This window comes from Roseixanthobacter psychrophilus (assembly GCF_043195195.1).
GTDB lineage: Bacteria > Pseudomonadota > Alphaproteobacteria > Rhizobiales > Xanthobacteraceae > NCEH01.
In genome coordinates this window covers 251,656-269,895 of record NZ_JBAFWT010000002.1, presented here as the reverse complement: position 1 = coordinate 269,895, position 18,240 = coordinate 251,656, and the positions used below count along the sequence as shown (strand labels likewise).

At 67.3% G+C, this 18,240-nt stretch carries 18 protein-coding genes; 8 read left to right on the top strand and 10 right to left on the bottom strand.

The window, feature by feature from the left end; genetic code table 11:
* Window positions 1–84 precede the first annotated feature (84 nt).
* Together V5F77_RS03655 and V5F77_RS03650 are read left to right on the top strand one after the other, a co-directional pair.
* Window positions 85–1,131 carry an AraC family transcriptional regulator gene (locus V5F77_RS03655; RefSeq protein WP_429003961.1) on the top strand — a complete coding sequence of 349 codons (1,047 nt, stop codon included), beginning with the start codon at window positions 85–87 and terminating at the stop codon, window positions 1,129–1,131.
* A gap of 129 nt (window positions 1,132–1,260) precedes the next feature.
* Window positions 1,261–1,395 carry a hypothetical protein gene (locus V5F77_RS03650; protein ID WP_429003960.1) on the top strand — a complete coding sequence of 45 codons (135 nt, stop codon included), beginning with the start codon at window positions 1,261–1,263 and terminating at the stop codon, window positions 1,393–1,395.
* Window positions 1,396–1,608: 213 nt separating this feature from the next.
* Here V5F77_RS03650 and V5F77_RS03645 read toward each other — a convergent pair whose 3' ends face one another.
* From V5F77_RS03645 to V5F77_RS03610, 8 genes are all read right to left on the bottom strand, one after another.
* Window positions 1,609–2,400, bottom strand: a complete 792-nt coding sequence (locus V5F77_RS03645) for a putative hydro-lyase (protein ID WP_429003959.1) — start codon at window positions 2,398–2,400, stop codon at window positions 1,609–1,611.
* An 18-nt stretch (window positions 2,401–2,418) separates the two neighbouring features.
* Window positions 2,419–3,777, bottom strand: a complete 1,359-nt coding sequence (locus V5F77_RS03640; RefSeq protein ID WP_429003958.1) for an amidase — start codon at window positions 3,775–3,777, stop codon at window positions 2,419–2,421.
* 2 nt (window positions 3,778–3,779) lie between these two features.
* Entirely contained in the window at window positions 3,780–4,466 is a 687-nt protein-coding gene (locus tag V5F77_RS03635) for a DUF2848 domain-containing protein (RefSeq protein ID WP_429003957.1), read from the bottom strand.
* A gap of 37 nt (window positions 4,467–4,503) precedes the next feature.
* A complete protein-coding gene (locus tag V5F77_RS03630) occupies window positions 4,504–5,787 on the bottom strand; it encodes a TRAP transporter large permease (protein ID WP_429003956.1) in 1,284 nt (427 codons plus the stop codon).
* Entirely contained in the window at window positions 5,784–6,404 is a 621-nt protein-coding gene (locus V5F77_RS03625; RefSeq protein ID WP_429003955.1) for a TRAP transporter small permease subunit, read from the bottom strand. Before V5F77_RS03625 ends, V5F77_RS03630 begins: the two co-directional genes overlap by 4 nt.
* 67 nt (window positions 6,405–6,471) lie before the next feature.
* Window positions 6,472–7,515 carry a TRAP transporter substrate-binding protein gene (locus V5F77_RS03620; RefSeq protein ID WP_429003954.1) on the bottom strand — a complete coding sequence of 348 codons (1,044 nt, stop codon included), beginning with the start codon at window positions 7,513–7,515 and terminating at the stop codon, window positions 6,472–6,474.
* Between the two features lie 59 nt (window positions 7,516–7,574).
* A complete protein-coding gene (locus tag V5F77_RS03615) occupies window positions 7,575–8,765 on the bottom strand; it encodes a M24 family metallopeptidase (protein WP_429003953.1) in 1,191 nt (396 codons plus the stop codon).
* Window positions 8,766–8,956: 191 nt separating this feature from the next.
* Entirely contained in the window at window positions 8,957–9,862 is a 906-nt protein-coding gene (locus V5F77_RS03610; protein ID WP_429003952.1) for a LysR family transcriptional regulator, read from the bottom strand.
* A 433-nt stretch (window positions 9,863–10,295) separates the two neighbouring features.
* Between V5F77_RS03610 and V5F77_RS03605 the strand changes: the two genes are divergently transcribed.
* Window positions 10,296–11,414 (top strand): DUF2778 domain-containing protein, encoded by a 1,119-nt coding sequence (locus V5F77_RS03605; RefSeq protein ID WP_429003951.1) that lies wholly within the window; start codon window positions 10,296–10,298, stop codon window positions 11,412–11,414.
* Between the two features lie 71 nt (window positions 11,415–11,485).
* Here V5F77_RS03605 and V5F77_RS03600 read toward each other — a convergent pair whose 3' ends face one another.
* Window positions 11,486–11,959, bottom strand: a complete 474-nt coding sequence (locus V5F77_RS03600) for a hypothetical protein (RefSeq protein WP_429003950.1) — start codon at window positions 11,957–11,959, stop codon at window positions 11,486–11,488.
* A 4-nt stretch (window positions 11,960–11,963) separates the two neighbouring features.
* Window positions 11,964–12,323 carry a DUF6152 family protein gene (locus V5F77_RS03595; protein WP_429003949.1) on the bottom strand — a complete coding sequence of 120 codons (360 nt, stop codon included), beginning with the start codon at window positions 12,321–12,323 and terminating at the stop codon, window positions 11,964–11,966.
* 274 nt (window positions 12,324–12,597) lie between these two features.
* Here V5F77_RS03595 and V5F77_RS03590 point away from each other — a divergent pair, with 274 nt between their 5' ends.
* The 5 genes from V5F77_RS03590 to V5F77_RS03570 all read left to right on the top strand — a co-directional run bounded on the left by V5F77_RS03590 (window position 12,598) and on the right by V5F77_RS03570 (window position 18,163).
* Complete coding sequence (locus tag V5F77_RS03590) at window positions 12,598–13,527, top strand: GGDEF domain-containing protein (protein ID WP_429003948.1); 930 nt, start codon at window positions 12,598–12,600, stop codon at window positions 13,525–13,527.
* A 142-nt stretch (window positions 13,528–13,669) separates the two neighbouring features.
* Entirely contained in the window at window positions 13,670–14,746 is a 1,077-nt protein-coding gene (locus V5F77_RS03585) for a threonine aldolase family protein (RefSeq protein ID WP_429003947.1), read from the top strand.
* Between the two features lie 196 nt (window positions 14,747–14,942).
* Window positions 14,943–15,407, top strand: a complete 465-nt coding sequence (locus V5F77_RS03580) for a MarR family winged helix-turn-helix transcriptional regulator (RefSeq protein WP_429003946.1) — start codon at window positions 14,943–14,945, stop codon at window positions 15,405–15,407.
* Entirely contained in the window at window positions 15,400–16,617 is a 1,218-nt protein-coding gene (locus tag V5F77_RS03575; protein ID WP_429003945.1) for an HlyD family secretion protein, read from the top strand. Before V5F77_RS03580 ends, V5F77_RS03575 begins: the two co-directional genes overlap by 8 nt.
* Complete coding sequence (locus tag V5F77_RS03570; protein WP_429003944.1) at window positions 16,610–18,163, top strand: DHA2 family efflux MFS transporter permease subunit; 1,554 nt, start codon at window positions 16,610–16,612, stop codon at window positions 18,161–18,163. The genes V5F77_RS03575 and V5F77_RS03570 overlap by 8 nt, the downstream gene beginning before the upstream one ends.
* Window positions 18,164–18,240: the final 77 nt, after the last annotated feature.

Here is an 18,240-nt window from a genome sequence, read left to right as displayed (position 1 = left end):
GACAATTGATGCCAATTTGTGGGTCGCCCCCCCGGCATGAAGCTTGCAAGATGATTTTGGCGGATTCAGCCGATTGAGCAGCCCATGTACCCATCGAGCCTCATCACCACGAGCGCCACGCAGGCCCTCGTTTCCACCATCGCCGGCAAAGGCACGGACACGGGCGAGGTGATTGCGAAGCTCGGCATGGCGCAGGAGAATTTCTGCGGTTCTTCAAGCTTTCTGCCGCTGGCAACCTTCACATCGATCCTGGAATCCGCCGCTGAAGTGCGCGGCGATGCCACCTTCGGGGTGGAGCTTGGCAAGGCGTTCCGCCACGAGGGGCTCGGCCCCATCGCCCTGCTTTTCCTCACCTCCAGGACGGTGGGCGACGCCCTGGAAAAGTTCACCCGCTGCTTTCCCAGCGTACAGAGCAACACCAAGCATGCCCTCACAATAAGCAATGGCATCGCCCGTCTGGCCTATCTGATTGCCGATCCTGCGGTGCGGTTTCGGGTCCAAGACGCCAATTTCACCCTCGCCATCGAATATTCCATGCTGGCGCGGCTGCTCGGGCCGGGGCGGCGCATGGCGTGCGTGGAGCTGGAGCACCTGCCGGGGGAAGATCTGGAAGTTTACCGGGATCATTTTGCCTGTCCGGTCAAGTTCGGCGGGCGCGAGAACGCCATCTGCTTTCCCGCCGAATATCTCGATATCCCCATCGCCAGCGCAGACCTGCCGCTGAATGCCCGCATCGAAACCGAATTGTGCGAGGTGATCCGCACCAATGACGGTCGGCTGGACCTCGTCTGCGGCATCGAGGCTTGGATGACCGCCTGCCTCGCGCATTCCACCAGCATCGACATCGAATATGCCGCGAGCGATTTTGGCATGAGCCTGCGCTCCTTCCAGCGCAAGCTGGCCGAGCATGGCGTCAGCTATATGGACCTGCGCAACAAGGTGCGCTTCCGCATCGCCAAATGCATCCTGGCGGAGACCTCCATCTCCATCACTTCGCTCGCGCTCTATCTCGGCTATAGCGAGACCAGCGCCTTCTCGCGCAGCTTCCGCCAGCATGTGGGTATGACCGCCGCCACATTCCGCGCCCGCGCGCACCGCTTTGGCGCACGCGGCACGGTCGCCTTCTCCTGAGGCCCCCGAATCCGGCCTCCGCCGACTTCACGATAGCCGGAGCGCATCGCTTTCCAGCCCGGCAATTGCGGCGAAATCGACTACCCCTGCGTTAGGTCTCCAGAGCCACAACAGCGCGCGGGGACCCACATGCGGCTGCAAACGAAAACAAAGATTGCCGGCTTTTCAGCCGGCGCGGTCATTGGCCTGGCGTTTGGCGCACTCGCGGCCGGAGCTCTGCTCTGGCTTCTTCTGGCAACCAGCGCCCCGACGGCATTTGGCTGATGCGGGCTGCGGCAAAGGCCATGTCCGCAAGGGCACCGCTCAGGCTGGGACCCCGCGCGGAACCGCGCGGCGGCCCCGCATGCGGTTGAACGCCTCCGTCGTGCGGCGAATCGTCGGGGCCGGTCTCCGGCAGCCGGGCCATCTTCTCGCAGCGTCCGCGCGCCATAGGGCCGGCTCGATCTCCTTTGGTCCGCCCTTCTCCATCGCGACGGCTTACATGGCCGCGAGTGCGCCGTTGGGAATGTCGCACACCAGCATGTGGCCGGGCGCGTGGGTGATGCAGAAGTCCGGGCGCACGCTCGCGATCACTGCCTGGGGCGTGACCCCGCACGCCCAGAACACCGGCACTTCGCCGGGCCGGATCTCGACCGGATCGCCATAATCGGGCGCGCCGATGTCGGCGATGCCGATGGCCGCGGGATCGCCGATATGCACAGGCGCGCCGTGCACGGACGGAAAGCGCGCGGTCACCTGCACCGCGTGGACGGCATCGGCCGGCGAGAGCGGCCGCATCGAGACCACGAGCGGCCCGCTGAACCGGCCGGCCGGCTGAGTCTGGACCGAGGTACGATACATCGGCACGTTGCTGCCCTGCTCGATATGGCGCACCGGCAGCCCGGCCGCGAGCATGGCCTCCTCGAACGAGAACGAGCAGCCGATCAGGAACGCCACCAGGTCGTCCCGCCACAGATCGGTGATGTCGGTCGGCTCGCCGACGAGTTCGCCGGAGCGCCACACCCGGTAGCGCGGAATATCGGTGCGGATGTCGAGATCCCGCCCGAGGGCCGGCAGGAAGGGGTCCCCCACTTCCGAGACCCCCACCAATGGACACGGCTTGGGATTGCGCTGGCAGAACAGCAGGAAATCATAGGCCAATTCGCGCGGCAGGATGGCGAGATTGGCCTGGACGAAGCCCGGGGCGACATTGGCCGTGGGGCCGCGCAGCGCGCCCGCGCGCGCCGAGAGCCGCGCAGAATAAGGGGAGGAGGACAGGGTGGTGATCATGGGCGATATCCTGCTGGATCAGCGGCGCAGGGCCGCGCCGATGGCCGCTTCCGCCGCCAGTCCGATGGCGAGGACGGCGCTGTCGCGGCCCGCGGCCCCCGCGATCATGAGGCCCACGGGCGCCGTGCCGGGCCAATGGCACGGGATCGACAAGGCGCACCCGTCGAGAAAGTTGAGCACGGTGGGATTGCGCAGGATCAGCACATTGGCGGCGCCATAGGCGGCATCGTCCCGCTCCAGCGCGGCGAGCGGCGGGGCGATCACCGGCACGGTCGGCAGGAGCAGCGCGTCGAAGCCGGCAACCCGCGCTTCCACGGACGCGATCCAGGCGGCGCGCGCCTCGACCACATCGATGTAGTCCGCCGCAGACATCTCCCGCCCGCGCATCAGCCGCGCCAGCACGCGCGGGTCATAGCGCGGCCCTTCGCGCGCGATCAGCCCGCGATGCCAGTGCCACGCCTCGGCGGCGGCGAGCCCGCCCTTGGCATTGATGGCGCCGAGCCCGGCGAATTCCGGCAGATCGATCTCGGTGATCCGCGCGCCCGCGCCCGACAGGATAGAGAGGGCCTGCGAGAACGCCGCCGAAACCGCGCCGTCCATGCCGTCGAGCACGAGGGTGGTGGGTACGGCCAGCCGCAGTCCGGCGAGCGCGGCCGGCGCGGGCACCTCCGCGCCGCTGCCGGAGAGAATGGCATCGAGCAGCGCGCAGCAGGCGACCGTGGGCGCGATCGGGCCGATGGAATCAAGGCTGGTGGACAGCGGGAGCACGCCGGTGCGCGGCACGCGGCGCGCCGTGGGCTTGAAGCCGGTGAGGCCGCACAGGGCGGCGGGAATGCGCACCGAGCCGCCGGTGTCCGTGCCGATGGCGGCGGCGGCCATGCCGTCGCTCACCGAGACTGCCGCGCCCGAGGACGAGCCGCCCGGAATGCGGCCGGTGGCACGGTCGAACGGGTTGAGCGGCGTGCCGTAATGGGGATTGAGGCCGAGCCCGGAAAAGGCGAACTCGGTCATGTTGGTGCGGCCGGTCAGCACCGCCCCGGCGGCAAGCAGGCGCGCCACAACACGGGAATGGACGCGCGCGGGCGGCGCTCCGTCGAGCGCCACCGATCCGGCGCGCGTGGTCTCCCCCGCGACGTCGAACAGGTCCTTGATGGAGATCGGCAGCCCCTCGATGGGCGAGCGGGCAACGCTCGCCTGACGCACCGCGTCGGACGCCCGGGCGAGGTTCTCCGCCCAATCGGCGTAAAGCGAGGTGAACACCCGCGCGCCCTCCCCGGCGGGATCGCGCGCCTTGGCGAGCGCCGTCTCGGCGAGGGCGCGGGCGCTGGTGCGGCCGGTTTCGAGGTCGGCGCGCAGATCGGTGAGGGAACGCGTCATGGTCAGGCCACTTCCGGCAGGATGTCGATGGTGTAGCTGTGGCGGATCGTGCGCTTAAGGACCGGATCGAACAATTCCATCGTGAAGGCGGGCGCCGGGCGGATACCGCCGATGGCACCCACCGTGCCGCAGATCATGCCCACGCCCGCCGGCAGTGTCGTGGCACCGCCGGTGAAGCCTTCGATGAGGTCCAGCGGCGGACGCAAAGCCGAGAGCGGACCTTCCTGATACAGCACGCTCTTGCCGCCCTCCGCGATAAAGGCGCGGATGATCATCTCGTCCCAATGGCCGGCCACGTCGGCGAAGCGCCAGGCGGTGCGGGCGATGGGCTTGGCGCAGATCTGCTTGGAGAGCGCGACGCTCTGCGTCTCCAGCTTGCGGTCGGTGTGGTCCGAGGAGAGGCTGACATACATCTCGCCATCGGCGGTAAAGACGAAGGTCTCCACCTCGCCCGAGGTTTCCGCGCCCAGCACCTGGATGCGGTCGGCCTGGGTCATGAGGTTCTCGGCGGCGCGGTAATAAAGCGGCACGGCGCTCGGACGCGGCACGCCGATGGCGAACAGCTCCTCGATATGGTGCTCGATGGCGGCCATGTCGCGCCCGGCCCAGCCGGCGACCACGAGATCGGTAAGGGTGACGGTGAGCGCGCGCGTGGCACCCTCGGCCTCGACGGTGAAATTCAGTTCCATGACAACCTGCGAAGAAAGACCAGGGGAAAGCCGCGCCTCAGGAGAAGACGCGCGGCAGATAAAGGGCGAGATCGGGGAAGACGGAGATCAGGACCAGCAGCACCGCCATGGCGAGCACGAACGGGATGGAGCCGACGATCACCGCGCCCATGGAGCCGCTTTTGCGCAGGCTCTGCACCACGAATAGGTTGAGCCCCACGGGCGGAGTGATGAGCGCCGCCTCCACCAGGATGATGATCAGGATGCCGAGCCAGATCGGGTCGTAGCCGAGCTGCAGCATGATCGGCGCCACGATCGGGATGGTGGTGATCATCATGGAGAGGGTCTCCATGAAGCAGCCGAGGATCAGGTAGAAGATCACGATCACGAACAGCATCTGCACCGGGGAGAACCCGAGGCCGGAGATGGAATTGGTGATGGCGTCGGTGATCCCGGTGGCCGACATGACGAAGTTGAGGAAGCTGGCGGCGATGATGATCAGCATGATCATCGCGGTCGCCTTCATGGTGCCCTCCACCGCCTCGCGCAGCATGGTGAGGGTCAGGCGGCCGAACCAGGCGGCAAGGATCAGCGCACCGAGCACGCCCAGCGCCGCCGCCTCGGTGGGGGTGGCGAGGTCGGCATAGATCGAGCCCACCACCAGCAGGAAGATGCCCAGCGGGGGTGCGAGATGCACCAGGCTGCGCAGGCGTTCGCCCCAGGTCGCCTTCACCTTCTGCCCGCCCCACGCCGGCTTGGCGATGCAGGCGACGATGACGGTGAGCATGAACAGGCCCGCCAGCAGCAAGCCGGGGATGATGCCGGCGAGATACAGCTTAGGCACCGAGGAATTGGTGAGCACGCCGTAGATCACGAGATTGATAGACGGCGGGATCAGGATGCCCAGCGTGCCGCCGGCCGCGAGCGAGCCGAGGAACAGCGGCTCGTTATAGCCGTAGCGCTTGATCTGCGGGATCGAGACCGTGCCGACCGTCGCGGCCGTGGCGACGCTGGAGCCGGAGGTCGCCGCGAACAGCGCCGAGGCGCCGATATTGGCGTGCATCAGCCCGCCGGGCAGCCAGGAGAGCCAAAGGCTCATGGCGCTGTACATGCGCTCCGCGAAGCCCGCGCGCAGCAGCACTTCGCCCAAAAGGATGAACAGCGGAATGGCGACCAGCAGGAACTCGTTATTGGTGCTCCAGGCCAGTTCGCCCATGGCCCGCGAGAGCGGGAGCATGGAATAGAGCGGGTCGAGGATGAGGCCGAGGATGCCGAGCGCGGCACCCACCGGGATCGACAGGCCGATCAGGACCAGCAGCAGGACGAGCGTTGTCGCGATCATGCCGCGTCTCCCTTCACCATGCGCTCGCCGGCGGCGGCTTCTTCCTCGGCTTCCTCCTGGGTGGAGCGCACGCCAGCGATAGACTTCACCGTCTCGATATCGCCCGTGACCAGGGCCACGGAGGCGCGCAGCAGCATCATGGCGAGGATCACGCACATGAACACCAGCCCGAGGAACCAGAGCCCCTGGGGAATGAACAGCGGCGTGGCGAGCGGAGTGTTGGCGTGCGAGTTTTGGGCGATGGAGGTGCCCACCACGTCATAGGCATAATAAGTCAGCACGCCCATGAAGGTGCCGAGCGCCACCAGGGACAGCCAATCGAGCACCGCCGCGACGCGCACCGGCATGTATTGGTAGAGCACGTCCACCCGCACATTGGCCCGCTGGAGCGTCGCGAAGGCGAGCGACCAGGAGGTGCTGATGGCGAACGCATAGCTTGAAAGCTCGTCCGCGCCGCCGGTGGTCCAGCCGATGAACTTGCGGCACAGCACGTCGAAGGAAATCAGCAGCACGCTGGCGATGGTGAGCGCTCCGCCGAACCATACCGCGCCCCGCGACAGGATTTCGGCAAAGCGCAGCACTTTGGCAAGCGCGGGAAGGGGGGGTGGCGGGTTCATGTGACTGGCTCCACGGACGCGGCGGGACGGGAGGACCGGATGCACCGGCCCTCCCGCGCCGGCGCCGTCACTTGCTGACGGACAGGCCGAGTTCCTTGCCGATGGTGGCGTTGAAGCTCGTCACGCATTCGGCCGAGCAGCGGGCCGCCCACTTGGGCAGGATCTGGTCCTGGAGCACCTTGCGCAGCAGCGCCTTGTCGGCCTCGCTCGGGGTCACCAGCACCATCTTGCCCTTGACGTCGAACGGGCAGGCGGCGGCGCCGGTGTTGCAGTCATAGCCCTGCTGGGTCTGCTTGGCGGCGGCGGTCCAGATCTCGTTCACGAGACCCTTGATGTTGGTCTGCAGGAACGCCTGCACCTTCGGGTCGAGCTTCTGCCACGCCTTTTCGTTCACCGCGTGGATCTGCTGGTTCCAGTTGATGGGCAGCGCCACGAGATGGGTGGAGACTTCATACCATTTGGCCGAATAGCCCGAGAGCGAGCCGGTGATGGCGCAGTCGACCACCTTGTTCTGCAGCGCCGGCACCACTTCGCCGAACGCCATGGTGACGCTGGAGCCGCCGAACGCCTCGACGAATTCCGCCTGGGTGCGCGAGGAGGTGCGGACCTTCTTGCCCTTCAGGTCGGCCAGGCTCTTGATCTCGGCATTGCAGAACAGAACCTGCGCCGGATAGGTGGAAATGCCGAGCAGCCGCACGTTCGAACCATCGCCATACAGCTTGGCGAGCACCGGTTCGAACGCATCGGTCACCTTGCGGGCGGTCTGCACGTCGGGGGCGAGGCCGGCGAGGTCGATGGCTTCGTTGATCGGATTGTCCGAGGCGAAATAGGACAAGGTGGCGGTGCCGAACTCGACCACGCCCTGGGACATCAGGCGCAGCAGTTCAGGACCCTTGAGGCCCATTTCATTGAAGCCCTTGATCTCGGCCGTCACCTGGCCGTTGGACTTCTCGGGGATCGTCTTGGTCCAGAACGGCTTCTCATAATCCTGGTAGGCGGTGAGGTTGCTGAGGCCGCCCACCACCTTGAGATTGGTCTTGGGCAGTTCCTGCGCACCAGCGGAGAGAGTCGCGGCGAACAATGCGGCGGCGGCGAAGGCGAGATGTTTCATGTCCATTCCTCTGGTTGGTCTTGGTTTGGTGATTTGTTTTGGTTCGGCTTTTATTGGCGTCAGGCCCACACGACGCAGGAGCGGGGAAATCTCAGCAGCAGTTCGGCACCGTGCGGGGTCAGCAGCACCATTTCGCCCAGCGCCGCCCCGCCGACCCCGGGGACGAACAGATTGGGGTGCAGTTCGAACAGCATGCCCGGCGCCAGCGTCAGTTCGGGCGCCACGGCCGGCGGGGCCGAGGGGTCGAAATGCTGGCGGAACGCGTCCGTCAGCAGCGGGTCTTCATAGGAACAGCCAAGCCCGTGACCGCCGCGAAAGCGCCGCAGCGCGGGGAATGCGGCCTCGACCTCCCGGCGCGCGAGTTCCGCCTCCATGGCCGCCTCGACACCGGCGAGCGGCAGGCCGGGGGCAAGCGCCGAAAGACCGGCGGCGAGCATGGCTTCCACGTGGGCGGCCAGCGCTGAATGTTCCGCCTTCTGCGGGCCGATGCTGCCCATGCGAATGCCGTGGCCCCAATGACCGTCCACGGTCAGGGCGATGCCGAGCAGCACCTGGTCTCCGGCCTGCGGCACCGCCAGCGCTTCCTCGCGCCAATAGCGGCAATAATCCGCCTGCGGCGCAATGGTCAGCCAGGTGCGGCAATAATCGGCGCCGGCCCGCCGCGCGCGCATCTCCAGATTGAGCTGGATCTGCCACGCCGGCAAGCGGGCGGAAAGCTCCGCGCCCAAAGCCGCGAACAGATCGTCGCAGAGCGCCGCGGCGGCGCGATGGAGGCGCTCCTGCGCGGCGTCCTTCGCCAGCCGCATGCGGTCAATCTCGGCGTCCAGCGGCACCCCGCCGCCGAAAGCGCCGAGCGCCCGATGAATGTTCAGCGGCATCTCGCCGAAACCGGCAATACCGATGCGCCCGCCCGCCGGCAGCAGGGCGGCGAGCGTCGCCGCCCAGCCATCGGGGCGGACATCGTGGATCGCAAGGTCGGGGCGCAGGTCACGGGCGAGCGGCACCATGAAGGGGCTCGCCACCAGCAGGTGCGCGCCTTCGGCCGCGATCAGCAGAAGCGAGGCGCTCTCATGGCCGTCCCAGCCGCTGAGAAAGCGCAAGGTGCCGTGAGACTTGGTGCCGGTGCCGAGCGCGCTGCCATGGCCAAACACCGCGATCGCCGTGAGGCCCTGTCGTTGCGCCGTCTCAAGCAGCGCGCGGCGGCGCGCGGCGAGACAGTCCCTGTCGTCGATGGGCGGAAGCGGCGCCATCGCCACCCCTCAAGCCGCCGATGCGGAACGGGCGTCCGCAAAGGAGGTCGTTCGCACGCGAAGCGCACGTCCAGATGCCATGTCCAATGATCCCTCTGTCGCAGCGTTGCGCTGTCGTTCTGCGGATCATTGCAGGGCATGGGGGCGCGGCTTGTCCAATCGTATGTTTGGAAGCGACGTATAAGCGAAATTTATACCTCCAGAGTGGCGCTTCCCTGCCCTGCCACCCGCTGGGCGAGGCGGGCGATCACCCGCGAGGGATAGCTCTCCGGCCCGTCGATCCAGCTCGCGGTGAAGCTGAGGTCCGGCAGCGGATCACAGACCACCTCCAGCAGCCGCAATTCCCCGCGCTCCAGCTCCTTGCCGAGGAAGACCGGGGTGATCACCGCCGTGCCGATGCCGTCCGCCACCATGCGCACCACCATGGAGAGCGAGGCGCAGCCGTACATGCGCGGGGTGGAGATGCCGGCGCGCATCAGCATGTCGCGCACCATGCGATAGGGCGAGCTGTTGGAGGGATAGGTGACGATGGGCAGCGTCGCCACCCGGTCCAATGTGATCGGCCCCGGGCCGAGGTCGACTCCCGGCTTCACCACCCAGGCGAGGGGATAGGTGCACAGGGGCAGGTTCTCGACCCGAGCCTCCAGCACCGGCCCCATCAGGAAGGCCACGTCGATCTGCCGGGCCATGAGATGGGATTGCAGCACATGGGTGCTGTCCACCTCGATCTCCAGCACCAGCGCGGGATAGGCCGCATGCACCTGCTCGATCAGTTCCGGCAGCCAGGTCTGGACGATGGTTTCCGCCACCCCGATGCGCAGCGTGCCGGTCATGGTGGTCTGGTCCCGCGCCGCCTGGAGCATGTCATGGCGCGCCTGCATCATGCGCTCGGCGTGGGACAGCAGCTCGTGCCCCTTGGCGGTCAGCTTCACGCCGCGCGCCTCGCGCTCGAACAGGCGCACCCCGAGGGCGGCCTCCAGGGAAGCGATGCGCTGGGAAATGGCGGGCTGGGTGGTGCCGAGTTTTTCCGACGCCGCCCGCAGGCTGCCGAGCGCCGCCGCCCAGAAGAATGTCTCGATATTTCGCAGGTCGATCATGGGGCCGGATGATGGCGCCGCGCGTCCCCGCCTCCAACCGAAACTTCCGCCTCGGACCGATCGACGCGGGCGCGCCGGGGCTTCCGGTCGCGCCGGGGTGCGATCGCACCGCTGGGAAAATTGGCTAAGCCATTGTTTCTACTATAAATGCAATGCGGGAAACCGACCTGTGCTTGCGCATGGGGAGGGGAGCGGGTTAGATAAACCGGCGGTGCGGGTTGGCCTGAAGGGGCTAGATCAATAAAATGGTTACTAAGCGCTGGTAGCTATGGGGGCATCGCGGGGGTGGCCGGACAACCGGTTGCGACCCTCAAGCAAGGTTTCCAAGAGCCCATGGGCCGTTCGGCGCGGGCGCAGACATCCGGCCAAGACAGTGCGGCGCTCTGCGCCGCGGTCAAGGCCGGGGTGGTAATCCGGTCGCGCAGTGAGGATCATGACGTACACGCCCTATGACGACACCGGCTATATCGAGAGCCCTGTCTCATCCAAGGCCCGGCTGCCGCTGCTGGTCTTCGGGGCGTGCCTCATCGGCATGGGCGCCGTTGCCGCCGCGACCATGATCGTCACCTCCGACGCCGAATGGCGCACGCTGGCCGGCATCTCCAATCGCGCGGTCGAGACACCCGAGTCGGCGCCGGTCCAGGCAGCCCCGGTCCAGGAGGCCACCGCCCGCGCCATCGGGGAAAAGCCGGTCACCGACATCGGCAATTTCCGCTCGTCCGGCGCCATCGTGCTCGGGCCGAGCTGGATGTTCGAGGCCGGGCTCGGCACCGGGCACGACCGGTTCGTGCCGCGCCGCGTCGTCGTCGCGGCCCTGCCCCCGGCGCCCCCGCTGGAGGCATCCCGCAGCATTCCCCTGCCCCCGGTCCGGCCGCTCTTCTCCCCCGGCCTGCCCTCGCAGACCACGCTCTCCGCCGCCCCGGACCTCGCATTGCCGGAGAACGCTCCGCTACCGCCGCGCAATCCGCTGCAGCAGCTCGCCCGCACCCAGCTCGCCTACCTGCCGCCCGCCGATCGGCCGATGGGCGAGGAGCCCGCGCCCCGTCTGACGCCCCAGGTGGTGCCGCCTGCGGCTCAGTCGATCCTCCCCGGCCCGACCGACCGGTTCGCGGTCTATGACATCTCCGGCAAGACCGTCTACATGCCCAGCGGCGAGCGGTTGGAGGCCCATTCCGGCTACGGCGAAACCTTCGACGACGCGCGCCACGTCTCCAAGAAGATGGTCGGCCCGACGCCCCCAAACACCTACGAGCTGACCATGCGCGAATCCCTGTTCCACGGGGTGGAGGCGCTGCGCATGCGCCCGGTCGGCAAGGAGCCGATGTATGGGCGCGACGGCTTCCTCACCCACAGCTACATGATGGGCGCGCGCGGCGATTCCAACGGCTGCATCTCGTTCAACGACTATCCGAAGTTTCTCAAGGCCTATAAGCGCGGCGAGGTCACGCGGATCATCGTCGTGACGAACCTGCCGGGCATGCAGCCCAAGCAGGACACGAACCCCCTGCTCTCCTGGCTCGCCGGCCGCGGCGGCGCGGTCGAGACGCGCTGATTCCCGAGGCCTGCGCGGACGGCTCGCGCAGGATCGGCGACGGCGACACCCTGGTTCGCCTCGGGCCGGATTCAGACATAGGCGATCGCCCGCCCCGCGAGCAGAACCAGCGTCCAGCTCGCCAGCGACACCATCGCCGTGCCGCGCGCACGCTCCAGCCCGGCGCCCGCACGCAGCGCGGTGCCGAAGCGCGCATGGAACAGGGCGACATTGGCGAGCGCGAGCACCAGCAGCGCCATCTTGGCAAGGAAGGCCGGGTTCCTGATCACGGTGGTGGTCTCGGCGGACACCAGCACCATGCCCGACACTGCCTGCAGCGCCAGCCCCACGGCGGCGACGGGGATCGCCGCCCGCACCACCAACCCCGCGCCCGGCGCCCGGCGCAGGATCTGCACGTCGAACGTAGCGATCGCTCCCACCACCAGCGCCGCACCGAAGATATGGACGAGGTTCGCCAAGGGATAGAGCCACATCGTCGAACGGGCGGCGGCGCCGAGGGCGGAGAATTCGAGCGCGGAGGCCCAGGCGGCGAGGGTTTCCGGCATGCGCCTACCGCAATTCGAAGGTCGTGCCGCCCACGGTGATACGCTCTGCCCGCATTTCGTGGACGGTACGCGTCGAGGGATAGCCGAACACCTCGACCGGTGTGCCGGGCTTCAGGGCATCCGGCGAAAGCCCGCGGGCCGCCATGCGCGAGAGCGGGGCGAGCGTCGCTTCCCAGGTCTCGCCCTGGTATTTCAGCATCAGATGCGCATGGGGATTGGCCCATTCGATCTGCTCCACCGGCGCGGCGATGGTAAAGGCCTTGGAGACGTCGTAGCTGCCCCATCCATGATGGGCGGCGGCGCTTCCCGCCAGGGCAACGATCACGGCCGTCGCGGCCGGGAGAGAGAAGTGGCGAAGGGCCATGGCTGTTCTCCTGATCATTGCCCGCGAGTCTGCCTGAGCCCGTCCCGCTGCGGAAGACCGCAGGCCGTCACGTCTGCGTGCGGCCGGCGGGCCGCGATCGGCGGGCCGCAAATCCTTGCCGGCTCAGTAAAGTCGCCTTGACTCGCGCATCTGATGCCGAGGCGCACGGCGTCTCGCGGATCCAGCCGCCTCGCAGGGAGAGCCGGCGGCGCAAAATGACGCGCGCGTCATTCCTCCTCGTTTGCGACACCCCGCTTCGCTAGTGTGGCGCCCAATGAATGAATTGCGCGAAAAGCTTGGGCACCTGTATGAACACACGCCGGTGCTGGTGGCGGCTTATGACACCGGCGACCGCCTGCGTTATGCCAACGCCGCTTTTCGCGCCGCCTTCGTCGTCGCGCCCGACGAGTGTCCGCTCTGGAGCGAACTCATGCGGCGGAATTTCCATGCGGGGCGCGGTACCGCCATCCGAAGCGCCGATTTCGAGGCCTGGCTGCTCTCCACCCAATCGCGGCGGGGCAAGATCGGCTATCGCGCCTTCGAGACCGACCTCGTGGACGGGCGCTGGCTCTGGATGACGGAAACGGTGCAGCAAGACGGCTGGATGCTGTGCATCGCCAGCAACATCACATCCCTGCGGGCGGAAGAGCGCAGCCTGCGGCAGGCCCGCGACTTCGCCATCAAGGCCGCCCATACCGACGACCTCACCGGGGTCGCCAACCGCCGCTATGTGATCGCCCGCATCGAGGACATGCTGCGCGGTCCCACCGGCGCCGCCGGGGTGCCCGGTTGCGTCGGCGTGCTGGACCTCGATAATTTCAAATATATCAACGACCATTACGGGCATCTTGCCGGCGATCTGATCCTGCGGGACTTCGCCCGGCGCATCCAGGAGCAGGTGCGGCGGCGCGACTGCTTCGGCCGGGTCGGCGGCGAGGAATTCGTCCTGGTCTTCCCGGACACCTCGATCCGGCAGGCCCGGCTGCTGGTCGAGCAGATGCTGGCCACCATCCAGATGTCCCGCCCGCTGCCGGACCTGCCGGACTTCGCCTACAGCTTCTCCGCCGGTCTTGCCGCCGGCATCGGTGGCGAGAGCGCGGCCGAAGTCTATGCGCGCGCCGACAAGGCGCTCTACCGGGCCAAGATGGCGGGGCGCAACCGCATCCTTCTAGAAGAGCCGATGACCGAGCAAGCCCTCGGCTAAACCCTCACTTTTCGCGCCACGCGCGCGGCCGCAGCCCCTGGCTGCGGCGGGTTTTTGAAGCGCTCGGCCTTGAACGCGCAAACCGCGCGGCTGCCGGCACGCAAGGTCTCGCCTTGGCTCAAAAATCCGGTTACTCAAGGCCATGGAATTCGGATCCGACAATACGGCGGGCGTGCATCCCGCGATCATGGCGGCAATGGCCGAGGCGAATGTCGGCCATATGCCCTCCTATGGCGGCGACTTCTGGACCGCGCGCGCGACCGCGATGCTGCGCGATCTGTTCGAGATCGACGTCAGCGTGTTCCTGGTGACCACCGGCACCGCCGCCAATGCGCTGGCGCTCTCTGCCCTCACGGCCTCCCACGGCACCGTTTTCTGCCACCGCGATTCCCACCTCAACACGGATGAATGCGGGGCCCCGGAATTCTTCACCGGCGGCGCCAAGTTGACCCTCCTTGAGGGCTTCGGCGCCAAGCTGACGGCGCCCGTCATCACAGCAGCCCGGCGGGATTTCCGGCGCGGCTTCCATCAGCAGATGCCGATGGCGGTCTCGATCACCCAGGCGAGCGAGATGGGTCTTGTCTATACCGCGAGCGAGATCGCCGACATCGGCGCCGCCTGCGGCGAGCTGGGGCTGCGCCTGCACATGGACGGGGCGCGGTTCGCCAACGCCCTGAGCGCATCCAATTCGACCGCCGCAGCGTGCACCTGGCGCGCCGGGGTGGACGTGGTGACCTTCGGCGCCACCAAGAACGGCGCCATGGGCGCCGAAGCCGTGATCTTCTTCGATCCCGGACTGGCGGCGCAGTTCGATTATCGCATCAAGCGCGGCGGCCAAGTCTATTCCAAGGGCCGGTTCCTCGGCGCGCAGATGGTCGCCTATCTCGAACAGGACCTCTGGCTCGACAATGCCCGGCACGCCAATGCCATGGCGGCGCTGCTCGCGGCCGGGCTGAGCGCGGTGCCGGGGGTGAGCCTCCCCATGCCGACGCAGGCCAACGAGGTGTTCGCCATCCTCCCACGCGCTTTGCACGCCGCCTTGCAAGCGGAGGGCGCGCGTTACAGCGAATGGCCGCGCCTGCCCTCGGGGATCGCGCGCATCGACGCCGATTCCGTCCTCGCCCGCTTCGTAACCTCGTTTGCGACCACGCCCGAGGAAGTGGACCGGCTGACATCCTCCGCCAGCGCCTTCGCCACGAAGATTCTCGCCCAGGCCTGAGCCGCGCTCGCATTGACACGCAGTGCTGTCGCGCGGGGGGTCCCGTCCCGCCGGAGACGTCTTTTTTACCGCCGCGATATGACCCAACGTCATTAAAGAACTCAAGAAAGCGTGATCGCGCTGGCATTGTTGCTGGCTACCGGAGAGCTATATCTCATGTAATAAATGAGCATGCTTATTATATGTGAGCCTTTCGATGGTGGACCATTCCACGCTTGGTTTCCTGCTGCATGACGTGGCCCGCCTGTTGCGCAAGCGGTTCGAGCAGCGCGCCCGCGACAGCGGGCTGACGCGCTCCCATTGGCAGACGCTCGCCTATCTCAAGCACAATGAGGGCATCCACCAGGGCGGCCTCGCGGACCTGATGGAGATCGAGGCCATCACGCTGGTCCGCCTCCTCGACAAGCTGGAGCAACGCGGCCTGATCGAGCGACGTCGCCACCCCACCGACCGGCGGGTGTGGTTGCTTTACATGGGCAAGGGCGCGCAACCGACCCTGACCGAAATGCAGAAGCTGGGCGAGGCCACGCGCAGCGAGGCCCTCGCCGGCGTTTCGGACGAGGACTGCGCCCGCATGATGCACGCGCTTGCCATCATGAAAGCGAACCTTCTCAACGTTTCCAACGAACCTGGCCCCGATCAGGAGGAAAACCATGGCTGAAGCCCAATCCATCGATGGCCCCGCCTCCGTGCTTCGAGCCCCCACGGGCACCGCAACGCCGGCCAGCCTCGACACGAGGCGCGAGGCGCGCACCGAACCAGCGCCCGAGCCCGCCGCGCTCCCTGCCCCGGCACCGCCCGCCAAATCGCCCCGCAGCCGCCGCTCGACCGTGCGCACGGTTTTGTTCGCGCTGCTGCCCGTGGCCCTCGTCGTCGGCGGCTATTTCTACGTGACCGGCGGGCGCGTCATGTCCACGGACAATGCCTATGTGCAGGCCGACACGGTGGGCATTTCCACCGATGTCGCCGGCATCGTGCAATCCATCGCCGTACACAACAATCAGGTGGTGAAGAAGGGCGACATCCTGTTCCAGCTCCAGCAGGATACGTTCCAGATCGCGCTCGACGGCGCACAGGCGCAGCTCGGCACGGTGCGCAACCAGATCCTCACCCTGAAGGCCAATTACAAGCAGGCCCAGGCCGAGATCGCCCAGGCGCAGGCCGACCTGCCGTTCTTCCAGACCAGCTTCAAGCGCCAGGAGGAATTGCTGGCGAGCGCGGCGGCCTCCAAAGCCGCCTACGACCAAGCCAAGCAGAATCTCGACAGCGCCAACCAGAAGGTGACCGTGGCCAAGGCCCAGGCGGCGGCGACGCTGGCCCAGCTCGGCGGCGATGCCGATCAGCCGGTGGAGCAGAACCCCTCCTATCTCCAGGCCAAGTCCACCGTGGACAAGGCCCAGCGGGACCTCAACGAGGCCACAGTGCGGGCGCCGTTCGACGGCATCGTCACCAATGTGCCTTCGCTCCAGGTGGGCGCCTATCTCGATGCCGCCCAGCAGGCCTTCAGCCTCGTCTCGACCACCAACATCTGGGTGGCCGCCAGCCCGAAGGAGACCGAGCTGACCTATGTCAAGCCGGGCCAGCCGGTGACGATCTGGGTCGACACCTATCCCGATGTCGAGTGGAAGGGCACGGTGGAGAGCATCAGCCCCGCCTCGGGCTCCAGCTTCTCCCTGCTGCCGGCGCAGAACACCACCGGCAATTGGGTGAAGGTGGTGCAGCGCATCCCCATGATCGTCCATTTCGACGACCTCTCCGGCAAGCCGCCGCTGCGGGTGGGCATGAGCGTGACGGTCTCGGTGGATACCGGCCATGCGCGCGGCCTGCCCACGTTCGTCTCCGACCTCACCGGGAGCGCGAGCCATGGCTGAGGGCACGGCCGGCGCCGGAGCGACCCCATTGGTCGCCAACCGCGGCGCCATCACCGCTTGCGTGATCCTTGCCGTCATCATGCAGGCGCTCGACACCACCATCGCCAACGTCGCGCTGCCCTATATCCAGGGCAGCGTCTCGGCGAGCGCGGACCAGATCAATTGGGTGCTGACGTCCTATATCGTCGCCGCCGCCATCATGACGCCGCCCTCGGGCTTCCTCGCCACCCGCTTCGGCCGCAAGCGGGTGCTGCTCACCGCCATTGCCGGCTTCGTCATCGCCTCGATCCTGTGCGGGCTGTCGCAATCGCTGGTGCAGATCGTCGCCTTCCGCCTGGCACAGGGCCTGTTCGGCGCGGCATTGGTGCCGCTGTCCCAGGGCATCCTGCTGGACATCTACACCCCGGAGGAACGCGGCTCGGCGATGGCGCTGTTCGGCGTCTCGGTCATGGTGGGGCCGGTGCTCGGGCCGGTCATCGGCGGCTGGCTGACCGAAAACATGAGCTGGCGCTGGGTCTTCTACATCAACCTGCCCATCGGCCTGCTGGCGTTCGCCGGCATCACCGTCTTCGTCACGGAGACCGGGCGGAACGCGGCCGCCAAGCTCGACTGGCTCGGCTTCGGCATGCTGAGCCTCGCTATCGCCACGCTGCAGCTGTTCCTCGACCGGGGCGAGCAGCTCGACTGGCTCTCGTCCGGCGAGATCATCATCTGGGCGGTGGTGTGCGTCTCGGCCACCTATGTGTTCCTGGCGCACACGTTCACGGCACAGAACAGCTTCGTCAATCCGCGCCTGTTCCTGGACCGCAATTTCTCCGTCAGCATGTTCTTCATCTTCATCGTCGGCGTCACCTATCTCGCCTCGCTGGCGCTGATGACGCCCTATCTGCAGACGCTCATGGGCTATCCGGTGATGACCGCCGGCCTGGTGATGGGGCCGCGCGGCATGGGCACCATGCTGTGCATGTTCATCGTCGGGCGGCTGATCGGGCGGGTGGATACCCGCATCCTGCTCACCGTCGGCCTCGCCTTCACCGCCTGGGCCATGTACGCCATGACCGGCTGGACGCCGGACGTGTCGCAATGGACGGTCGTGTGGGTGGGTTTCGTACAGGGCGCGGGGCTGGGCTTCCTGTTCGTGCCGCTGACGACGGTCGCCTTCGCCACCTTGCCGGCGCACATGCGCGGCGAGGGAACCGGGCTCTACAATCTCTCCCGCAACATCGGCTCCAGCGTCGGCATCGCCTATGTGACGGCGCTGCTGGCGGACAATGTGCAGGTCAACCACGAGAACATCGCCGCCTATGTGACGCCGTTCAACCGCGCCTTCGATGACCCCTGGATGCACCAGCACATGGACCCGCTGCTCGCCGGCGGGCGCGCGGCGCTGGACCAGATCATCACGCTCCAGGCCACCATCATCGCCTATATCGACGATTTCCAGTTCATGATGATCCTGACCCTGATCGCCATGCCGCTGGTGCTGCTGCTGCGCGCGCCCGCCGCGGCGCCGGCGCCGAGCGACCACGCCGCCGTCATGGAGTGATCCCGCCGGCGATCTTTGCCGGCGGATGTCGGCGGGCGGCCGAGTGCGTCGTCCTTGCGCGAGAGGCCGCCCGGCCT